Raw genomic sequence first — 19,982 nt, 5'->3', positions numbered from 1 at the left:
TCTACATATACACTGCCTGGAAATGATCGAAAAAAGACATCGACTTGATTGATCCACGAGCCGTAAGTCGACGTGAAATGAAGTATCAGTTCTTGTGTCGAGCATCCGTTCTTTTACTCGTTGCGCTTTGTGGGTTGAAAGATTATCAAGAATAATATGAATCTCATAATCCGCGGTTTACCCGCCCGTCTGTGAAACAAATCGAAATTTTCAGGTAAGTTTCTAACTCAAAGGAACGATTTCCGATTCTTGCAGATATTCTATTTCGGGTGATTGACCATTAGAACTTTTGAATTCGTTTTGTCGTGAACGGTCGTAATGGGTTTTTCTTTTAAAATTTCGGGTCGGACCTTTGTAAAATCCGGAAACAGACAAATATAAGTCGATTCCGATTGAAATGACTTTTGTATTTCTACTTTTCGATAGATAGATTCAAAAAATGGAATATATTTGAGAAAATCAAAAGTGGTGCTCGGATTTATATTTTAAAAAAAGAGAAATTGCTACCGAACCTAAGTAGTAGGAATTCGGTATGGAGCTTGTCGGGATCGAACCGACGACCTTCTGAATGCAAATCAGATGCTCTCCCAGCTGAGCTAAAGCCCCTTGTCAATACCGGATTGGGCCTGATGTGATTTGAACACATGACCCCACGCTTATCAAGCGTGTGCTCTAACCAGCTGAGCTACAGGCCCGGTAAGAGACATGTTTTTGGCTGAATTTCCAAATGCAACAGTTTTTTGTTAAAAAACGTTTTCTGGTCCGGAATTAAAAACCGTCTCTGCGGTAGACTCGAATCTGATGATCTAAAAAATCCGAGATTACTAAGTAGCGGTTGTCAGGTGAAATATCGAGACCTGTAGGTTGATTTCCCGCTTCCCAGAATTCTTTTACAGTGTCGGTTGTCGTATCGATTACGTACACTCTTCCGAGAACCAATCCTTTTTTGAGATACCCTTCGGTGGGATTATTTGGACCTCTGCAAGAAACGTAGAGGTATTTACCGTCCGGAGAAAGAGCAATCGTATTCGGTTTATCGAATACTGGGATCGTCTTCTGAACTTTTCTTTCTTTTAAATCGTAAACTTCGATCTTACTACAACACATGTCTGAGACGTATATTTTATTTTCCGTGTTGCCCGAAACGATATGGCGTTTGTTGCCAGGAGGGCCGATCGTATCGATCAGTTTTTCTTTTTCCATGGAATAGATTCCGAGCCTACCGCCTCCGGATTCCTGATTGCTCGCGGAAAATTGAGCGATGTATAATTCTTTACCGTCTTTGGAGAGAAGAAGACCTCGAGGTAAACCGATCTTATCGGTCTTTCGAATTTCCACTTTTGTTTTTCTATCAATGACGGAAATATCTTCGCTGATCCAATTCGAACAATAGACTAAATCTCGGATCGGATCGTAAAGAAGAATCTTAGACCATTTTCCTGTAAGGTCGATGCTCGTTTTATAAACGAGAGTTTTTAAATCGAAGACGTGAACAGCATTCGCCTGCATCTGGCTAACCCAGAGTTCGTTGTGTTTCGGAATTGCGATCGTTTCTACAAAACCCAATTTCTTTTTGTATTTTTCGGGAGGAGAGAGCCGGACCGTTTCGCCGGTTTTTATATCCAAAACGTCCATCCCTTCGTCTTCCAAAAGAGGAATTGCAAGTCTTGTGTTATCGATAAAACGGACACTTTTGGGTTGTATTCCGGTTTTGAATCTTGCAATAAAATGATGCGTTATGCCTTCTTTGTCGAGTGCAATTAGCTTATCGTTCAACTCGTTCGCGTTTTTTACGTGGAAAAAGGAGCTTTGGAAACCCGGAGAAGAAAATTTCAACTCGATACCGTTTTTGTAAATAGGCACTTCCATTTCTACGAGGGCGATGTTTTTATCAGTTTCTATAACCCTGAAAGGAATGGTCTTTTCTTCCGATTGGATCACGGTTCCTTTGTAAGGATGGACATTGAATTTAACAGTTGTAGTTTCGCTTTTTTCTTGGTTGGAGGGAAAGGAAATTAAGGGGGAATTTCCGCTTTTGCAACAGATAAGAAACAGAAGGATTGGAATCAAAAGTATTTTGTTTGGTTCGAAGAGTTTTTTTTCGGAATTCGAGTTCAAAGAGCGCTCCTAAAGTTATAAATTCTTTTTCGTATATGTTTGGTTTCCGAGAATCAAGTTGACCCAATAAAAAGGACGTATTAGAAAATGATAAATTGCAAATGTGATTCCGAACACAAGAAGGAGGTGCAGGAGAAATTTTTCGGCAAGTCCTAAGGAAGTATGAACCACGAAGTAACCCGTTAAAAGCGAAACAGGGTGGTGCACTAGATAGATCGGAAGACTCGCGGTCCTCATATATTCGGTTCCGTTGTTTTTAAAATCGAAAAATTTTTGAAAGAGTCCGATCAAAAGACGGATCATCAGCCAACCGGCGGCGCATTTGGAAAGTATGTGAAGGATTCTTCTCCAATCTCCCGTATAACCGAAGTAAGACCAGAACGGATCGATTCTGCTGATCTCGTAAAATCCCCAGAAAGTGAGAAAAGCGAGCGGGGCCCAAATCCAGAAACGGTTTGATCTAGGTTCCAAAAGGAGAATTTCGTTCGAAATCAAAAGACTTCCACAAAAAAAGAACGTGTAGTTGTAGATAAAGTTTACTGGTTCGATTGCAAACCAGGATTCGTCTTTCATAAAGTAAAAATTGATCATACAGGTTCCGACAAAGCTGATGAAAGTAAAAACGGTGATTGTCTTCCATTCCTGAGCGAAACCTTGTTGATCCGGTTCCTTTTTTAAAAACGCTGTTAATAAAAGAGTGATCTTGCGGGTAAAAAGATGCAGGATCGTGAATAAGATTAGAAAGTAAAGGAACCAGAGATGAGAAGGGCGAATTCTTCCATTTAAGAATATTCTAAAGTAGAAATCGAAATAAGAAATTTTCTCTCCCGTTTGTAAAAGAGAGATGTAGGATTGCATTGGTGCGAAAAGTAAAATCCCTACCACAGTCGGAATGAAAATCCTGAAAATTCTCATCCTCAAGAATTCTTTCAGAGTTTTGGCGCGAAAAATCGCTTCCGTGAAATACCCGGAAAGAAAGAAAAAAAGAGGCATTCTAAAAACGTGTACCCATTCTCCGAATACGTCGAAAAACTCCGATTTTTGTTCGTTTTGAAGAGGGTATTTGATCTCGGCGGCATAAACGATCGCGACATGAAATACTAGACCGATTAAAAGAGCAAAGGAACGGAGATTGTCTAAATAAAAAAGTCTTTTTCTGGTTTTTGATAAGATTGGTTTAAGGCTCAAGTATCCACCGTATATTTGAAAAGAGAGTCTCGAATAATCAGGGTCGAAGGGTCTTCTTTTATTTGTTCAACCATTTTATCTTTTACTAATAGTCTGATCGAACTCACTAAGTCTTGGTGTTCCAATCCGACTCTAAGGATTGCCCATTTGATGAAATGATTCAGAGGAATTCGATAATTACTTCCATCTTGTTGTCCGTTCGCTTGAGAGAAATTGATTAATGCGGAGGTCACTAAATTCTTTTTATCCGCTTTCAAAAGAGTGGCGATCGTCTTGTTGGTCTCTCTTAATCTTGAGGTGAGAATTTTAACGATCTTCATGGAAAATCCGGGATTTGTTCGTATCAGATTGAAAAATGCATCCTTATTGATTGCTATGAGTAAAACGTCCGTCCTTGCAACGGCCCTCGCACTTCGAGGCGTCTTATCAATGAGTGCCATTTCGCCGAACATATCCCCCTCTTTCAATTCTACGAGGAGTTTATAGGCTTCTTTCACTTTTTTATGAATCCCTACTTTTCCTTTGGCGATCAGGTACATCACTTCCGCTTCCTGATTTTCCTCAAAGATAATATCGGATTCTTTGAACTCGACGCCCAGCTTATGGGTCATAGATTCTGTTATTTCCATAATTCTTAACGGACCTTAATTGTAATCTTCCAAGGATTTTGGTTGTTTTTAGGGATCTAAGATTACTTAGAAAGTCTACACCAGATTCAAAGCTTTGGAAATCGGAATCAACTAAAATCTGAAGGCCAAATTCTAAGGTGATTTATAAAATTCTAAGTTTAGAAAAAGAAGGAGTTTCTACTTTTTTTCAAGAAGGAACGAAAAGGAGCGTGCAGTTCCGTATTCAAACAGCTTTGGAAATTGCTGTTGACTCACATCTTATCTAAAATAATTCTTCGAGGTCATTAAGAAATGAAACATAGGTTGAATGAGTCGGGTTCTTGTAGTTTTTTCATTTTGAGTTTGTTTGGGATTGTTTTTTATATTTCTCCTATCGAGGGGTATTTCCCCCAGAGGCCTATGCTCTAATTCGTTGTCTCGCTTTGAAATCTCTGATCTCAAGATTGTCCAGATTTTTCTGGCGATTCGTTTTGCTTTTGGATGAGAATGCGATTTCGCTTCGAAGTTTTCAGGAACCGACTGTGGAGAACATCTAAAGGTGATCACTTCTGTAAAGTATAAGAATGAATTTCTCTATTTGGAAAGGATCATATTGGGAAATACAAACTGGGATCTCTGAGATTGTCGAAAAATACGAGAAGAAAAAAAATTATCCCGTAAAGTTCAATGCTTTCGGGGAAGGAAAAAATATGGATTTTACGATACCTAAGGAAGTTGAAGAAATTAAAAAAAGAATCCGAGACTTTGTCGAGAATGATGCGATTCCGGCGGAAGTTCATTACGACTATGATCATGGTAGAATGCCTGAGAAAATCACCGAGGAACTCAGAAAAAGAGTGAAAGAACTAGGACTTTGGACCCCGCATCTTCCTAAATCTGAAGGTGGTCTCGGACTCGATATGGTTGGAACAGCAATCATCTTTTCTGAACTCGGACGCTCTCCGATTGCTCCTTATCTTTGTAACTGCGATGCACCTGACGAAGGAAATATGCATCTCCTTCATATTGCGGCAAATAAAGAACAAAAAGAAAAATACTATGATCCGCTGATTCAAGGGAAAATTCGTTCCGCTTTTGCGATGACAGAACCTCCGCCGGGAGCAGGGGCAGATCCTCAAACTCTTACTACCAATGCGGTAAAAGACGGAAACGAATACGTAATCAATGGACAAAAATGGTATTGTACGGGTGCAAACGGTGCGAGCTTTTTGATCGTGATGTCTAAGGTCGCCGATTCTTTTCGAAGGACTACGATGTTTCTTGTGCCAACGAATACGCCTGGTTATACTATGGTGAGAGAAATCGGAGTGATGGGTTCTCATGGTCCCGGAGGGCATTGCGAGTTAAAATTCGAAAATGTTCGGGTTCCCGAGTCCGCAATATTGGGAAGAGTGGGCGAAGGATTCAAATGGTCTCAAGAGCGTCTCGGTCCTGCAAGGCTCACGCATTGTATGAGATGGATCGGACTTGCGAGAAGATCCATGGAGATCGCAAGAGAATACGCACTCAAACGGGAAGTGTTCGGACAAAAACTTGCGGATCATCAGGGAATTCAATGGATGTTTGCAGAGTCCGCGCTTGAAATTGAATCTGGATATATGCTTACTTTGAAAGCTGCACATACTTTGAGAGCTGGAGAAGATGCAAGACATATCATATCGATGGCCAAGTGGCAAGTCTCCGAAACTCTTTGTAAAACGATCGATCGTGCGATTCAGATCTGCGGCTCACACGGATATGGAAGGGATATGAAACTCGAATTGTTCTACAGGGACGCGAGGGCAGCCAGAATCGCGGACGGACCGACCGAGGTCCATAAGATGGTGATCGGAAGAAATCTGATCAGCGGGAAAAGCGATTTTTAATATTAGAATTAAGGAATGTTATGAACGATACGGAATTAAAGAACGTTCTAGAAGGATATCTTTCCGAAAGATTGAAGGGAAAAACTGAGATACATTCCATGGTGTCTCTCAGCGGAGGAGCCTGTCAGGAAAACTTTGCCGCGCTAATTCAAGTATTGGACGGACCGGAAAGTGGTTCTTACGATACGGTCTTTAGAACCGATAAGGGGGCGGCGCTTCTTGAGTCTTTGAGTCGAGAGGACGAGTTCGGAGTTTGTGATCTTGCTTATAATGCGGGAGTCAATACGCCGAAACCTTTCTGGTTGGAGACGGATCGTGGAGTCACCGGAAGTCCTTTTTACTTTATGCAAAAAATTTCCGGAAAAGCGATCGGAAGATATGTCGTCAAAGATCCTTCGCTTAATAAAGTAAGAAAACAACTCACTATTGATCTTGCTAAGAATCTTGCCAGACTTCATTCTATAAAACCTTCCGATTGTAAAAACGAAGCGTTAAGAAAAACACTTTGGATGGGACAGGATTCGAACGATAAGACCGTCGCAAATGGATCGATTCGCTCTTTGCGATTGGAGTTGGAAAGAATGAAAGATGCCTATCCTGCAATGGAGATGATTCTTAATTGGTTGGAGAAGAAGGCGAAACCTTCCGATGATGTCGTATTAATACATGGGGATTTTAGAACCGGAAATTTTATGGTAACTCCTGAAGGGTTGCAGGGAATCGTAGACTGGGAGTTTGCCCATTGGGGCGATCGTCATGAGGATCTCACGTGGCTTTGTATGCGGGATTGGAGATTTGGTAAGTTGAATAAGGAAGCGGGAGGGTTTGCAGATCGTAGCGAATTTTACGAGGAGTATGAAAAGGTTTCGGGTGTCAAACTTAATCCAGAAATGGTCACGTATTGGGAAGTGATGGGAAATCTCAGGTGGGCGATCGGATGTATCGGTCAGGCGGAGCGACATCTTTCCGGAAAGGATAAGGGAATAGAGCTCGCGGCGATCGGAAGACGAGCTTGCGAAATGGAATACGAAGCGATGAGGATCATAGAAAATGCAGGATAAACCAACGTCCGCAGATTTGCTCGAAGCGATTCAGGATTTTCTAATGAAGGAAGTGTTGCCGCAATTTAAGGATAAGGAACTACTTTCCTATAAAACATTAGTAAGTTGGAATATGTTAGGGGTTGTTTCCCGGGAGATCCGTTTGGGAGAAGAGTTGCTGGATAAGGAATTGGGCCGTCTTGTTGAGCTTCTTAATAAGAATTTAGTAATCCCTTCCACACTGAACGAAAAGAAAAATATAGCTCATGCCTGGAATATAGAGCTACGGGATAAAATCCGTAAAGAAAAACTTTCCTCGGAAAATTCGCGATATTGGAATCATGTGAAGGAAACCGTAAAAGAAAAAGTCGAGGTTATAAATCCGAGATTTACCACGGAACGTTAGCTGCTCATGTCTTTCGTTCATCTAATTCGTCACGGTCAGGCAAATTCCCGGGGTGAAAACTACGATCTCTTAACACAACACGGAAAGGATCAATCTTTCGCGCTCGGAAAATTTATGGCGCAAAACGGAGAACTTCCCGATCGGATCGTAACCGGAACTCTTCGAAGACATATAGAAACCGCGGAATCTTTTATGCAAGGTGTAATTTCAGTTAGTGGAGACCGTGAGAAATACAAAGACGGCTCTTTTGTCCATCAAGATGCGGGTTGGGACGAATTTTCGATGGAACTCTGGAGCGCTTATTCCAAATTGCTTGCTTCCAAAAGATCGGAGTTTGCAAAGACACTTTCTCAATACGGCAAAATTCGAGTCAGGGGCGGGATCAGATCTGCAGCCTTATTTTTGAGATTGACAGAGGAAATTCTGAGATTCTGGAGAGAGGGAAAAGAAACTCTGGAAGGAATCGAAACGTACGAAAATTTTGAGAATAGAATATTCCATTCTTCTAATGTTTTGTTTTCTTCGGCAAATCAGGAAAGGACTTTCATTTTTACCTCGGGAACTCCGATCTCGTTGGTACTGAATCGTTTTTTACGTCAGGATGAAGACTGTTTTGCTTGGATGCCCTGGATTTGGAATACTTCTTTAAATACGTTTCGGTGGGTAAGAGGAAAGTATTTGCCGGTATCGATCAATGGAGTTCCTCATCTCCCTGACAATTTAAGTCGAACTCTACTCTAAGCGAATCATACAATGCGTTCGATCGTGTACGGCTGAATTCTGACGATCCGAATCGGATCGACTCCTTTCGAGATTTTTGAAAGGAGTTAAGAGGACCTGCTTTGAGAATTTTAAGAACGAGAAAAAGGTCGACGAAATGGGTGGCTAACGTTTAAACTGGTTGTCGTCTGTGCACGGTTGATGACAAATTTAAAAAATCATTCGCGATTTTCGGTTTCCGATTTGGGATTCTTGGTATTTTGGATCAGCGTGATTTTGGTAATCGCGTCTTTTTTTGGGAATTATTATTACGAAGAAAGACATATAGACAGACTTATAGACAACATTCACTGGACCGTTTCCTATTTATGTGCGGCTGCTCTCGCCTGGTTCGGTTATTTTTCTGTCGAAGGCGGAATTCATCGTTTTAGACTTTGGTTCGCGCTCGGTCTCACGGCAAATGCGCTCGGACAACTCTCCTGGGCGATTCAAGTTTATCTTGATTATTACATAATTCCTACTCCGAGCGATTATCTTTTTCCCTGGGTGGCTCCCTGTTTTGTCATTGGATATTCTATTATAGTTATTGAATGTGATCGAAGTAGAATCCGAACGGCTGTGTTGGATGCACTGGGGCTTATCACTGCGATTCTTACTTTTTCTCTTGCATTGTATCTTCCTCAAAGGGAGGGGGTTGGAATTCCTCAACTTCTTCCTTTGATCAATCATCCGGTTTCTTTTTTAACCGCGGCGGCTCTAGGAGTTTTACTCATTCCTCTTTTAAGATTACAACCGGATAAGTCCTGGTTTTTTTTCATACTCGGTATGGGAGGAACGGGACTTTGTTGGCTGTTATGGAACGCGTTTTTTATCGTGCAGATTCCTCCGGATGGAACCGTGCTCAATGCGGGTTTTTCTGTTTCCGCTTTAATTTTGGGGTATGGAGCCTTGACCTGGGAACCCAAATTCAATGACCACCCGGTTTGGGGAAGAAGGTTTGAAGCGGCGCTTCGTTTATTACCGTTATTTGAAGTAGTTGCAAGTTCGATTACGATCGTACTTGCGGGAACTCTCAGTGGATTGCCCGAAGGAGTTCGAATTATAGCGTGGACTGGAACCACGATCGTGGTTGTGATTGCGAGTGCGAGACAAACCTTTCTCGTAAAGGAAATGACGAATGCGGAACAGGAAATCCGTTTGATCAACGAAGGACTTGAGGGGATCGTCGCCAAAAGAACGGAAGAGTTGAGGACCGTAAATCAATATCTCACTTCTAAAAATGAACAAGTGATTCAGACAATCGAAGATTTAAAAAGCACACAAAAACAACTGATTCGCTCCGAGAAGATGGCCGTCCTCGGACAGTTGGTCGCCGGAATTGCACACGAACTCAATACACCATTAGGCGCCATCGTTTCTTCGAACGAAGGGATTCGGTCTGTATTGTCTAATTCTTGGGAAGGTCTTTTAAGAAATTATTCGAGATTTACGGAAGAGGAAAAAACGATTTGGGAAAAACTTTTTTCCAAAGGAATTGCCCTGAGGGAATTTTATGATACCAGAGAAGAAAGAGTCAAAAGAAAAAAAATTGCGGTTTTGTTAAACGACTTCGGATTTTCCGAGGTTATGCGTCTTGCGGACATGCTCACCGATTTGGGAATTAGTCCCGACTATGTTTCGGAAAATTTTAAGGATCTGCCTCAAAAAGAAAAATTGGTTATGATCGCACAGAATGCTCTTTCTCTTTCCGGTCTTGCCCGGGCGAGTTTTACGATCGAAAAGGCGGCGGAAAAGGCCTCCCTTGTAATACAAGCTTTAAAGGAATATGCATATAAAGATCCTGCTGAAACGACGATGGGGCCTGTGGACGTACGTAAGCAATTGGAAACCGTATTTACACTTTATTATTCGAAATATAAAACTCAAGTGGAGATCGTTCGTGATATGCCTGAAACTTCCTGCGTTTGGGGAAATGCTGAATCTCTGACTCAGGTATGGATTAATCTGATAGGGAATGCGCTTTATGCGATGAATTATAAGGGGAAAATGGTAATCTCCTGTAAGCGGGCACCGACCGGTTTGGAAATTGCGATCAAGGATAGTGGAAACGGAATCGAAGATACGATACGAGACCGCATCTTCGAACCGTTTTTCACTACAAAACCTTCCGGTGCGGGAACCGGTCTAGGTCTGGATATATGCAGGAGAATCATAGAAGATCATAATGGAAAAATCTTCTTTGAAACTTCGGAACAGGGAACCACGTTTTTCGTGATCCTTCCCGTTGCCGAATCGTCTTCAGAAAAATTAGAAAATTCTACTTTATTAATATAGACTAAACTTTCTTTTTGACTTCTTCCGCGTTGTTTTTATGATCTTTTTTGTTCGGAATATCCTTCCCTTTGATGAAAGCCGGGCGTTTTGCGAGTTCTTCGTTCCAACGTTTTAAGTTCGGAAATTCGTCTAAAGAAATTTCCACCCAGTCGTGTATGTTGACCCAAGGCCAGGTTGCTATATCGGCGATTGATAATTCTTTTCCGGCTAAAAATTTACTTTCACCGAGCCTCCTATCTAAAACGGAATACAAACGTTTTGTTTCGTTTTGGTATCTGGAAATCGCGAAAGGAATCTTTTCGGGAGCGTATTTTAAGAATACTCCGGCTTGTCCTTGCATTGGGCCGACCCCGCCCATCTGAAACATAAGCCATTGGAGTGCGATACTTTTTTCCTTCGGATCATTTGGTAAAAATTTACCGTTTTTTTCCGCGAGATAGATCAGAATTGCTCCCGATTCGAACACGGCAAAGTTTCCATTGTCCTTATCGATGATCGCAGGGATTCTACCGTTCGGATTAATTTTCAGAAACCATTCTTGTTTTTGCTCCAGTTTGTCTAGATCAATCGGGTGAATCGTATAAGGAATTCCTAATTCTTCCAGCATGATGGAAACTTTTCTTCCGTTGGGTGTGGAAGCAGAATATAACTCGATCAAAGGTTTGCTCCTAAAAGTTTTTTAAGTCACTTATTTTGGAGATTAGACTTTTCCCCTTTTTAAAAGGTAAATAAAAAGTTAAAATTTTTCGGACAATTTTGACTGAAAAGTTCAAACGATGTATTCTCTTTTTTCCGTAAGATAAAATAGGGAAGGAATATAAATCAAGGTGACGAGTAGTTCCAGAGCACGACCTCCGACGATCACTGTGACGAGAGGCCTTTGGATGACGGCGGCTTCAAGCACGGATGACTTCAAATCCTTGTTTTGGTTTTTCTAAAACATATGCAATAATCTTGATATGAAAAGAACTCCGGTCATATCAGTGGAATTACGAATTGTAGACGGGAAACCCCTGTGCAAATTTTCGAATTGTCCTCCCCAATGTTTCGATCCCTTCCGGGATTTTGATTTTTTTGGCCACCAATTCTTTGGCTTCGGTCGCAAAAGGTCCCTTTCTCTTAGGATGGGCTTTGATGAATTCGAAGGAAGAATTGAAACTTCTTTTGTTTGATCTGTTGCTTTGCGAGTAAAAGAGATAAACCGAAATTATAAGTTGTTTTTGGGTGGGTTATAATCTCCTTTATGGTTGGAATTACTTAAGTGCTTTATTGATAGGATATTTTTCTTTCTGGAAAGTTTCAATCTTGAGAATCTCATCCAGGAGAAATCATAATATAGCGCGCCTGATAGAACCGAATTTATCGTATTTGCGATTTTCTTTTGAACGATTCCCGAAGTTACAAGTGTGTTTTGGATCGGTTTTTATTGGATTTTTACGGTTTCGATTAATCATTATAAAATTTTAATATATTTCAAAATTTGTAAACGAGTTTTCTTGTGCAAATAATTAGTGTTTGTCTGGATTGAAGCATTCATAGAAACGATTTAATCCTGAACCATAAAACTACAGATTCGTTTCCGCTTATCGGAAAGCGGAGCGATTGGATAAAAATCCGAGTTTATCATATTCCTTTTGCGATAGTATGAAGACAATGATCGGGATTTGTTGATAATGAGTTGATATCCATTTAGAGTAAAAGAGTGTGGGCTATGGCTTGGATTTATCTTATCATCGCTTCTAGATTCGAGATCGGATTTACGACTTGCCTCAAGTTATCCGATAATTTTACTAAACCGACATGGATCGGGGGCTTTGTAGTTTCTTCGGTTTTTAGTTTGGCGTTTCTGAACAAGGCAGTTCAGACGATTCCTATGGGAACTGCTTACGCGATTTGGACCGGTTTGGGCGCGGCAGGAACTATACTTGTTGGTATTGTAATTCATGGAGAACCTATTGATTTTTGGAGAGGATTCTTTTTATCTACGTTGATTCTTTCGGTTTTAGGCCTTAAATTTTTAGTTTCGGAATAAAGGAATTTAAAAGCCTATTCCAAAATCTTAAAATAAGTCAGTTGTATACGGTAAGTCTGTAACAAAACGTAGAGTTCTCACGGGTTACGACTCCTTGGTAATTTATGGGCTTTTTCGTTGTTCAATTTTCGTAGTAGTTCTTACATTCTAAGGTTTTGAAATAGGCTTTTAAGTTTGCGAAAAAACTGGCCCCATCGTAGATGTTTGCAAAAAGAATATCTCTGAATTGAATCTAAAACCGATGTTGTAGCGTCGGGAAAGAATTCGAAACGGAGTTCGAATTGAAATATGCTTGAGACCGGATATATAAATTTTTTGGAATTCAAAAATTGAATTCGACGAAAAATGGTATAGAGATCTGAAAGATCGATTTGTATGCGATAGGAAAGCGGTGTTCTCACGAATGAAAAAAAGAAAAGCTCAAAGGTTGTCGTTTGGAAAAGAAATCGACTCAAAATAAGGAACGGATTTTATCTTTGGATCTATTCCGAGGAATGACTGTAATCGGGATGATACTCGTAAATAATCCCGGTTCTTGGTCTTACATCTATTCTCCCTTGAAACATGCCGAATGGAACGGTTGTACGCCGACGGATTTGGTGTTTCCCTTTTTTTTGTTCGCGGTGGGAGTGTCGATTCCAATTTCATTATATTCTAAAAATGGAATTAATCGAAGTAAAGTCTGGATTGGAATTTGTATAAGGAGCATTAGTCTAATATTGCTCGGGCTGTTGTTGAATTTTTTCGGAGAATGGTCTTTTGCGGAGCTCAGAGTTCCCGGAGTTCTACAGAGAATCGGATTCGTGTATTGGACCGTTGCGAGTTTGTATCTTATCTTTCCGGGAAAGAAAGTGTTGATTTTCTTAATTCTGGTCTTACTCGTTCATACTTGGATTTTAACCCACATCATCCCTCCTGGAGAATCGACGGTATCTTTGGAGCAGGGGAAGGACATTGGAGCTTGGATTGATCGAATGATTATCGGGGAAAAACATCTTTGGAAATTTTCCAAAACCTGGGACCCGGAAGGACTTTTAAGTGGAATCGCATCGATTGCCACTTCTTTGTTCGGAGTACTTTGTGGTTTTATCCTTTTTTTGAGAGAAGGTGTAGGAAAAAATAGGGTTCTCGGAATATTCGGGTTGGGTTTTTTATTCACATTTGTCGGTTTGTTATGGGATCAAAGTTTACCGATGAATAAAAGTCTTTGGACTGGAAGTTACGCAGCATATACGGCAGGGCTCTCTTTTTTTTGCATAGGATTTTTTGAATATTTGAATTTGTTAATTCTTCTAAAAGAGTGGAACAGATTGAACTTGAAAATCCTTTTTCAACCGTTACTCGTATTCGGTAAAAATGCGATTTTAGTCTTTGTAGGCTCCGGAATACTCGCGAGGACTCTCAACCTTTGGACAATCATGTCAGAAAATGGAAAATCGATTGGGATCAAAACCTGGTTTTTTTCTAAACTTGTTTTCATTGCAGATCCGTATCTTGCATCGTTGTTATACGCGGTTCTTCATTTGTCTGTTTGGTGGGGAATCTTAAGTTTCTTAGATAAAAGGAAAATTTATATTAAAGTTTGAAACAATTCAAGAAATCTTTAAAGGAAATAATTTTTATAATTAGATTCAGATTCCTTGTATGTCTTCTGGATTTGTTCTTCTGCGATACGTTTCGTTATGATTTTTTCCAGCTTATAATCTTTGAGCGGATTTTGCGGACCAAGTTACTTGTACAATCGTTAAAGTTAGTAATCCACGTGTAAAAAATTTGATCCTCTGATTCACCTTACATATATAAAAAATAGAAATCCGACACCGGTTAGGAATTGAAAGCTCAAACCCCACGCATGTGGGGAATAGTTTTCTTTCTCTTTATTATCAATTTTATTATCGGTTCAACCCCACGCATGTGGGGAATAGGGAAATTTAATTTTCAGTTCTGCCCGTATTGCCGGTTCAACCCCACGCATGTGGGGAATAGGTCTTCCAGCCAAGAAAAATTATTTCAGGTGTCGGTTCAACCCCACGCATGTGGGGAATAGCTAAGATAACTTTTGGATTTATATCGACCTCACGGTTCAACCCCACGCATGTGGGGAATAGTCCGTTTCAACTTTCCAGTAAACCGAGAATCCCGGTTCAACCCCACGCATGTGGGGAATAGCCCTTCCGTTCTGATGGGCGTGGAATCGGTAACGGTTCAACCCCACGCATGTGGGGAATAGACGAACTCATGGGCGACAATCATGGTGTTTTGCGGTTCAACCCCACGCATGTGGGGAATAGGCGCTCAGTAGTCGCGGGACGTGTCGCTCCTACGGTTCAACCCCACGCATGTGGGGAATAGGCTAAAAGTTTGTATAGGAGTCTTAAGAATTATGTCTGTTCTTTAGATTCATTAGGATCATCTGCTTCTAAAAGAAGGGAGTTTGCCTTTTCGTTGAAAAAGCCTTTAAGATCTGAAAAAGGAGAAACTTCGTCTTCGGTAACCTTAGAAAAATCGGAAACACTCATGATTACTTTCTGATCGTGTTTAGAATCGGGTTTGGACATTAGAAGTAAACCGTCAAAGTCCATAATCTCGCGAGAAGGATCGCCGTGAGAGCGGATGCCGTAACCCTGTTCCGAGTTGCTCGAATACAACATGATCGCGTCCGATTTCCATTCTTCGGAAATTTTTTTCCAAATTTGATCTCGAACTCTAGCGTTAATGGAAGCTACAAAAACGCCCGGCTTCAGTTCAATGGCTAACCGCGACATCTCTCCCCTCTGAGAAGTCTTCACTCTCTCCAAAATCAAAACCACCATAAATCAACTCCTTGATATCCGGAATAATTCTTTTAAGTAATTTACTATGTTTGAATTTATCTCTACAGGCCAAACGAACCCTTCTTTCTACGTTAGTCGTATTTTCAGCAGTAATTTCGAAGGCCAAAGGGATCGTAATTTCAGCTTTATAAAGATCTGCAATATCGTACACGAAGGACAATTGTTTGCCCGTATGAACAAAACCAATAGCGGGAGAAAAACCAGATTGAAGAATCGCCGCGTGAACCACGCCGTAAAGACAAGCGTTTGCGGAAGAAAGAGCGCGGTTGATCGGGTCGCTCCAGTCCCAACTGTTTTGGTCGTAAGATCTACTCTTCCAAGGAACTCCGGAATTTTCAGACCATTCCCTGTAAATTTTTCGAACTCTCGCCCCTTCCAAACCACGAATTTGTTCGATGGTGGCGTCCGCGGGAATCTCGTCCGAAAAACGGAACTGATACATTCTACGGATCACCGACACCCTTTCCTTCGGATTACCGTAAGCTTCCACCTGACGAAGTAAGTTTCTAGCGGAATAAGTACCCGTATAACCGGCGGAATAAAAACGAACCCCACCTTCGCCCGTCCAAGCGAGAAGACATCTGCTATCCGAAATCCTTTTGATTGCTTCGTGAGTGATCGAGGTTCCCGGGCCCAATAAAAGAAGTCCGATCGTTTCGATCGGAATCGGAACGACTTTGTCCAGATAATGAAAACCGATAGATTTTTGAAATTGGTCAATTCTACCCTTTTCAAAGTATAAATGCGACCAATTGTCTTCGAATTTTGGAAGTTCTTGAAGGTTTCTGTTTGGCATAACGAATCGATTATCGGATTTCTCAACTAAAAGGATAAGCGCAAAAAATAAGTAACTGCGTAAAATATTATAAATTAATAATATTATATATAATAATAAAATTTATATATTATGTTTTTATGGATATGATGATATTAGATAATTAATTTAAATTATAGAGTATGAATAAATTGAATTGCTCAGTGGGATGGGAAACGAGCCGGAGAGGAGCGATCGAAAGACAAACGGTTTCGAAAAAAAATGAGCCGCAGAACGGTTTCAAGAAACTTGGATATAATCTTATGAAAAAACTTAAAAACTTGTTTTAAAACCTAAAGAAAAATTGCGGTTATGATTATTAAGTCGCCGGAAACAAAACGTAGTAGTTCCCGCAAATACGTCTCTTTCGGAAGTTTATAGGTTTTTAAAATCACCTTTTCACTGTTAAACTAATAGTAGTTTTTGAAATTCTAAAATTTTGAGACAGATTCTAAAACCAAAAGCGATTCAAATATCCGAACTCAGCTGAAAGAGAAAAAAGTGCAATCATTCCTAATTAAATGATACACATGCTCAAATCCAAAAAGTGAAATGAAACAATCCAAATCGATATTTACGTTTTGGCTAATAATAACATGCCGCAGCCGAAAGCTTTACTAGGACCGATCCCTTTGGAATAAGCGAGCTTGAATTTAACCGGATCGGTGATCTTAAGAATACCAGAAAAGGTGACGGTATGAATTTTAGGAATGGATGGGGAGGAAGAACCTTTGATCTTGTTCGCGGAAATATCGGATTGAAATTCTACGACTGCGTTTAGGAGAGAGAAACCGCTATCGTTTCCCTTTTTGCTCAACCAATCTAATAATCCCTTCTTGTGATAAATTCCAATTCTTTTCGACTTTAATTTTTTAAATTGGTCCTTAGTAAGAGTTTTTTTCAGATCTTCCAGTTTGGATTTTCCTTCCAAAAAGGAAACACGATCGGAAGGATCGAGTTTGTCAGGGAAACCTTCAAGTTCTTTCTTAAACAAACTACGGTAGTCCTTACGTTTTTTTGTGGGGTTTGCAGTAAGGGAAAAGCGCAGAACCGTGCCGACTTGAATAAAAGTCGGGGAAATTTGTTTGATTTGATTCCCGACTGGGATTTCCGTAAGAACCTTAAATTCTTGAAAGGCTCGTTCCCAGTTCGGTAATTTTTCGGAAAGCACGAGGATCCTTGGAGAAATTTTACCGGGATCGGAATTATAATCCAATTGAAAAAGGAATGGAGAATCTCGAAGTTTGTCTTTCGACGAATATTCGGGAAAAGCCATCCATAATCTTTGATGGATATTATAAGGATTTTGAATCCAGTTAAAAACGATTTTATTATTAATATTAAGAGTATCTAATTTAAGTTGTGATAAAAACATATCGGTTTTCCTTTTGGTATCTGACGTTCGTTTAAATATATCCCGAAATCACCTTTCTCGACAAACGTATATTAGTTTTCCGGAAAGGAAATTTTGAGATGACCTGAATGTTCAAAGCTTGAATTAAGCGAAATAGAACCTAAAAAAGTTGGAGCTGGTCCTCGCTTGAATTCAATGTCGTTCTCTATGGATTGCAGCATAATAATCGCTTTCGTGTTTGATCGACTGAAACATGAAAATAAAATTCGTATTTGAGGACAATCATACTCGGATTAAGCTTTGGACACACTTTTGAAAAACTCCTTTCTGTCTTGGAATTGCCATCTTTTTCGACTCAGGACTGTGTCTCTCCGAGAATGGATATGGTCCTGCTCTGCCAATTCTATTGCCGGATCCTCCCAGAGAAACAAGTTCGCAGACGATTTGGAAAACAAATCCGCCAAGGGATCCTTGTAATCCGCGGATTCGTATTTTTTCATAAGAATTTTATTATATTCCTCGAATGCGTTTAGAAGCGAATCAGAACTCAAAATCTCGGGGCACATAGGAAGAGCGATCGGACAAGATTTTCTGCCTAAATAAGGAGTATAAATCGGACTCAAGAGAGCGTTTTTAATTTCCTTCAGTGAGTAAGAGGTTCGTTTTTTTTCCGAGAGAGCGACGTCGTAAACGGCGTCCACTCTATAATCTCTACTTGAAAGAATGGTCTCAACGTATTCCGAGTCTAAAAGTTCGTCCTTTCTAGTGAGTAAAAACCGTTTAACGTTTCCGGGGCTTTGGATCGTATGATAATCCCGTAATAGACTTCCGGGAGTGAACACTTTGGTCGCAAAAAAAACGCTTTCAACGAGTTCCGAAATTTTTCCATCCTCCGAGCGATCGAACCCGAAAGACGCCGAGATCAAACCGATTATTGCGGATTTAGTCGGAAAAGAATCGCTGGGACGATATTCGCCGACTGCTATATTTCCCCAAGAAACGAGGGGACCGTAGAGACGAAAAACCAAATAATCTTTCATCTAATCCTCTTGAGCAAATTCTAATATTTCTTCTAAGGAGCCGTTTCCGGAGTCCACGTTGAAAGTTTTAAAACCCCCGGAAGCGCAGGAGCCATATACTTTTTCGAAGTTTTGTCTACTGGATTCCAATTTCAAAATCGCCGCGTTCAAGATTCCTCTATCTTCCACGGAGTTCAGAAACGCGGAATGTAGGGATCTGGGTTGTTCGTTCCCTTTTTCTGTCATACAATACAAAGCTCTCGCTCTGGAAGCGAAACTGTTTTGTTTTCCCGTGGGAGAAATCGTAGATGATGTTTCGACTAACGCTCTTATCGTTCGTTTGGCGAGATCCTTATTACCGTTCAGATTGTTAAGAAGTTGATCCCTATTGACACAGATATAAAGATAAAAAAGACCGGAACCAAATTCCACGTCTCCTAAATGACCGGCTCCTACGTCCTCGATTCCGCTGTTTAAGTCGTCTACTGCCGTAAAAAAATCGTCTTCGATCGCAACCTTATGAACTGTAATCGCGTGAGCAACTTGAACGGCCGCTTCAATGTTAAATGCGGGTTTGGAAGCGAGCATTCTACCGAACATAGCAATATCCGAAGAGGAATTTTCTTTTTTTAAAAGATTCAGATCCTCGTTGGAAGGTTCTTTTTTGGTATCGATCAATTTTTGGATTAAGGAAGAAATCGCCTCATTCTCTTCTTTGTTGAAATGGGAAAGCTGTTCTATTTCCAGATCCAAAAGAGGATTTTTTTCCAATTCTTTTTCCGAAGGATTTTTAAGTTTTCCGAATATACCCGCAATCGACTTACTCCAAGTTCTTGCGTTTTTTTCGGGGATTTTCCCATCCAATAATTTCTGATAAATTTCTTTCCCCTTTTCTTTGGTTCTGGTTCCGATATGACCGGATAACGTTTCCCGAAAAAGATCCGAAGTTCTCCAGGCTCTTTTTAAACTTTGAGAGGATATTCTAAGTCTGTTTGCCCCTCCCAGAATCGCGGTTTTGGGTCTTCCTAAATCGTCCCGGTTCAAGTTGGAGGGAGGATAAGAGGTAAGGAAATGGATTTGGATGAAACGGTTCACTGGTTTTCTCCTTGAGGATTTTCTAAATTGTCGAGATCGTTTTCGCTTGTTGGGGTTCCGTAATAATCGTACGCCCAGTCTTTTCTGGTTTTTTGATTCCAAGAGTAAATGGAAAGGGAAAGGTCTGAAAGATTCGCTTTTTTCTTCAGGTTTTTGACGATCCGGATCATATTTTGGTAGAATAGTTCTTCCGAAAGTATATCCGAATATTGTAATATTTTTCTGAAGCGGATCTCGTTTATGACCGGCTTTTCCCCCTCTTTACGCGCCATGCTGCGTGCAAATGGAGTGGAAGGATTGTCCTCTTCGATATGAGAAAGAATACCTGCGATCGGACCGATTTTATCCGGAAAAAATTGAAACCCTTCCTGAAAGAGTTTGGAGATCAGTCTATGGGTATAAGGGATCAACAAAGTGTCTAATCCGTTGGAACATCTTCTCAGGGCGGCTCTGTCTCCCGTCTGAGATCTCAGATCAGTCCACCAATTTATTATAATTTCCTTATATTTCTCTTTGTTTTCGTAAAATCTCATT

18 protein-coding genes, 2 tRNA genes and 1 CRISPR repeat array are annotated in these 19,982 nt (G+C 40.5%); of the genes, 7 read left to right on the top strand and 13 right to left on the bottom strand.

Annotated features, from left to right (window positions below; all coding sequences use genetic code 11):
• Positions 1 to 533: 533 nt before the first annotated feature.
• From LEP1GSC190_RS14135 to LEP1GSC190_RS14115, 5 genes are all read right to left on the bottom strand, one after another.
• A tRNA-Ala gene (locus tag LEP1GSC190_RS14135) sits at positions 534 to 606 on the bottom strand.
• 15 nt (positions 607 to 621) lie between these two features.
• Positions 622 to 695: transfer RNA gene (locus tag LEP1GSC190_RS14130), tRNA-Ile, on the bottom strand.
• Positions 696 to 768: 73 nt separating this feature from the next.
• The gene (locus LEP1GSC190_RS14125; protein ID WP_002748786.1) at positions 769 to 2,118 is read right to left on the bottom strand and encodes a YncE family protein; all 1,350 of its coding nucleotides are present in this window, start codon (positions 2,116 to 2,118) and stop codon (positions 769 to 771) included.
• A 15-nt stretch (positions 2,119 to 2,133) separates the two neighbouring features.
• Positions 2,134 to 3,306, bottom strand: coding sequence for an acyltransferase family protein (locus tag LEP1GSC190_RS14120; RefSeq protein ID WP_002748791.1), 1,173 nt, complete (start codon positions 3,304 to 3,306; stop codon positions 2,134 to 2,136).
• Positions 3,303 to 3,917: a Crp/Fnr family transcriptional regulator gene (locus LEP1GSC190_RS14115; protein ID WP_002724079.1), complete on the bottom strand. Its 615-nt coding sequence runs from the start codon at positions 3,915 to 3,917 to the stop codon at positions 3,303 to 3,305. The genes LEP1GSC190_RS14120 and LEP1GSC190_RS14115 overlap by 4 nt, the downstream gene beginning before the upstream one ends.
• A gap of 707 nt (positions 3,918 to 4,624) precedes the next feature.
• Between LEP1GSC190_RS14115 and LEP1GSC190_RS14110 the strand changes: the two genes are divergently transcribed.
• The 5 genes from LEP1GSC190_RS14110 (at position 4,625) to LEP1GSC190_RS14090 (ending at position 10,300) form a co-directional block, all read left to right on the top strand.
• Positions 4,625 to 5,800 carry an acyl-CoA dehydrogenase family protein gene (locus LEP1GSC190_RS14110; protein WP_002760390.1) on the top strand — a complete coding sequence of 392 codons (1,176 nt, stop codon included), beginning with the start codon at positions 4,625 to 4,627 and terminating at the stop codon, positions 5,798 to 5,800.
• Positions 5,801 to 5,820: 20 nt separating this feature from the next.
• Positions 5,821 to 6,861, top strand: a complete 1,041-nt coding sequence (locus LEP1GSC190_RS14105) for a phosphotransferase family protein (RefSeq protein ID WP_002748819.1) — start codon at positions 5,821 to 5,823, stop codon at positions 6,859 to 6,861.
• Positions 6,851 to 7,246 (top strand): DUF6285 domain-containing protein, encoded by a 396-nt coding sequence (locus LEP1GSC190_RS14100; protein WP_002748826.1) that lies wholly within the window; start codon positions 6,851 to 6,853, stop codon positions 7,244 to 7,246. The genes LEP1GSC190_RS14105 and LEP1GSC190_RS14100 overlap by 11 nt, the downstream gene beginning before the upstream one ends.
• Before the next feature lie 6 nt (positions 7,247 to 7,252).
• A complete protein-coding gene (locus tag LEP1GSC190_RS14095) occupies positions 7,253 to 7,987 on the top strand; it encodes a histidine phosphatase family protein (RefSeq protein WP_002748813.1) in 735 nt (244 codons plus the stop codon).
• A gap of 180 nt (positions 7,988 to 8,167) precedes the next feature.
• A complete protein-coding gene (locus LEP1GSC190_RS14090) occupies positions 8,168 to 10,300 on the top strand; it encodes an ATP-binding protein (protein WP_002748837.1) in 2,133 nt (710 codons plus the stop codon).
• A gap of 1 nt (position 10,301) precedes the next feature.
• Here the strand turns inward: LEP1GSC190_RS14090 and LEP1GSC190_RS14085 are convergent, their stop codons facing one another.
• Both LEP1GSC190_RS14085 and LEP1GSC190_RS19865 read right to left on the bottom strand, forming a co-directional pair.
• Entirely contained in the window at positions 10,302 to 10,958 is a 657-nt protein-coding gene (locus LEP1GSC190_RS14085; RefSeq protein ID WP_002748815.1) for a glutathione S-transferase family protein, read from the bottom strand.
• Between the two features lie 111 nt (positions 10,959 to 11,069).
• Positions 11,070 to 11,216 carry a hypothetical protein gene (locus LEP1GSC190_RS19865; protein WP_162882175.1) on the bottom strand — a complete coding sequence of 49 codons (147 nt, stop codon included), beginning with the start codon at positions 11,214 to 11,216 and terminating at the stop codon, positions 11,070 to 11,072.
• A gap of 795 nt (positions 11,217 to 12,011) precedes the next feature.
• Between LEP1GSC190_RS19865 and LEP1GSC190_RS14075 the strand changes: the two genes are divergently transcribed.
• Both LEP1GSC190_RS14075 and LEP1GSC190_RS14065 read left to right on the top strand, forming a co-directional pair.
• A complete protein-coding gene (locus LEP1GSC190_RS14075) occupies positions 12,012 to 12,332 on the top strand; it encodes a DMT family transporter (RefSeq protein WP_002760461.1) in 321 nt (106 codons plus the stop codon).
• Positions 12,333 to 12,766: 434 nt separating this feature from the next.
• On the top strand, positions 12,767 to 13,918 hold the full coding sequence (locus LEP1GSC190_RS14065) for an acyltransferase family protein (RefSeq protein ID WP_002748920.1): 1,152 nt from the start codon (positions 12,767 to 12,769) through the stop codon (positions 13,916 to 13,918).
• Positions 13,919 to 14,168: 250 nt separating this feature from the next.
• Positions 14,169 to 14,684: a CRISPR direct-repeat array (repeat unit 29 nt; unit sequence CGGTTCAACCCCACGCATGTGGGGAATAG).
• Between the two features lie 29 nt (positions 14,685 to 14,713).
• Here the strand turns inward: LEP1GSC190_RS14065 and cas2e are convergent.
• The 6 genes from cas2e to casB all read right to left on the bottom strand — a co-directional run bounded on the left by cas2e (position 14,714) and on the right by casB (position 19,981).
• Complete coding sequence (gene cas2e, locus LEP1GSC190_RS14060; RefSeq protein ID WP_002760379.1) at positions 14,714 to 15,097, bottom strand: type I-E CRISPR-associated endoribonuclease Cas2e; 384 nt, start codon at positions 15,095 to 15,097, stop codon at positions 14,714 to 14,716.
• On the bottom strand, positions 15,078 to 15,962 hold the full coding sequence (gene cas1e / locus LEP1GSC190_RS14055) for a type I-E CRISPR-associated endonuclease Cas1e (protein ID WP_002748836.1): 885 nt from the start codon (positions 15,960 to 15,962) through the stop codon (positions 15,078 to 15,080). Before cas1e ends, cas2e begins: the two co-directional genes overlap by 20 nt.
• A 592-nt stretch (positions 15,963 to 16,554) precedes the next feature.
• The gene (gene cas6e / locus LEP1GSC190_RS14050; protein WP_002748804.1) at positions 16,555 to 17,355 is read right to left on the bottom strand and encodes a type I-E CRISPR-associated protein Cas6/Cse3/CasE; all 801 of its coding nucleotides are present in this window, start codon (positions 17,353 to 17,355) and stop codon (positions 16,555 to 16,557) included.
• Between the two features lie 272 nt (positions 17,356 to 17,627).
• The gene (cas5e, locus tag LEP1GSC190_RS14045; RefSeq protein ID WP_002748744.1) at positions 17,628 to 18,374 is read right to left on the bottom strand and encodes a type I-E CRISPR-associated protein Cas5/CasD; all 747 of its coding nucleotides are present in this window, start codon (positions 18,372 to 18,374) and stop codon (positions 17,628 to 17,630) included.
• Entirely contained in the window at positions 18,375 to 19,448 is a 1,074-nt protein-coding gene (gene cas7e, locus LEP1GSC190_RS14040) for a type I-E CRISPR-associated protein Cas7/Cse4/CasC (RefSeq protein WP_002748722.1), read from the bottom strand. It abuts the gene before it with no gap.
• A complete protein-coding gene (gene casB / locus LEP1GSC190_RS14035; RefSeq protein ID WP_002748855.1) occupies positions 19,445 to 19,981 on the bottom strand; it encodes a type I-E CRISPR-associated protein Cse2/CasB in 537 nt (178 codons plus the stop codon). Before casB ends, cas7e begins: the two co-directional genes overlap by 4 nt.
• Position 19,982 lies beyond the last annotated feature (1 nt).

The sequence above is a fragment of the Leptospira mayottensis 200901116 genome (assembly GCF_000306675.2).
Classification (GTDB): Bacteria; Spirochaetota; Leptospiria; order Leptospirales; family Leptospiraceae; genus Leptospira; species Leptospira mayottensis.
The sequence above is the reverse complement of the archived record's forward strand: the minus strand, read 5'-3'. Positions and strand labels throughout refer to the sequence as shown.

Bases quoted from the DNA above. Each gene is read 5' to 3' on its own strand.
- LEP1GSC190_RS14115 (WP_002724079.1), bottom strand. From the start codon at position 3,917: ATGACCCATAAGCTGGGCGTCGAGTTCAAAGAATCCGATATTATCTTT.
- LEP1GSC190_RS14110 (WP_002760390.1), top strand. From the start codon at position 4,625: ATGGATTTTACGATACCTAAGGAAGTTGAAGAAATTAAAAAAAGAATC.
- LEP1GSC190_RS14105 (WP_002748819.1), top strand. From the start codon at position 5,821: ATGAACGATACGGAATTAAAGAACGTTCTAGAAGGATATCTTTCCGAA.
- LEP1GSC190_RS14100 (WP_002748826.1), top strand. From the start codon at position 6,851: ATGCAGGATAAACCAACGTCCGCAGATTTGCTCGAAGCGATTCAGGAT.
- LEP1GSC190_RS14095 (WP_002748813.1), top strand. From the start codon at position 7,253: ATGTCTTTCGTTCATCTAATTCGTCACGGTCAGGCAAATTCCCGGGGT.
- LEP1GSC190_RS14090 (WP_002748837.1), top strand. From the start codon at position 8,168: ATGACAAATTTAAAAAATCATTCGCGATTTTCGGTTTCCGATTTGGGA.
- LEP1GSC190_RS14075 (WP_002760461.1), top strand. From the start codon at position 12,012: ATGGCTTGGATTTATCTTATCATCGCTTCTAGATTCGAGATCGGATTT.
- cas2e (WP_002760379.1), bottom strand. From the start codon at position 15,097: ATGTCGCGGTTAGCCATTGAACTGAAGCCGGGCGTTTTTGTAGCTTCC.
- cas1e (WP_002748836.1), bottom strand. From the start codon at position 15,962: ATGCCAAACAGAAACCTTCAAGAACTTCCAAAATTCGAAGACAATTGG.
- cas6e (WP_002748804.1), bottom strand. From the start codon at position 17,355: ATGTTTTTATCACAACTTAAATTAGATACTCTTAATATTAATAATAAA.
- cas5e (WP_002748744.1), bottom strand. From the start codon at position 18,374: ATGAAAGATTATTTGGTTTTTCGTCTCTACGGTCCCCTCGTTTCTTGG.
- casB (WP_002748855.1), bottom strand. From the start codon at position 19,981: ATGAGATTTTACGAAAACAAAGAGAAATATAAGGAAATTATAATAAAT.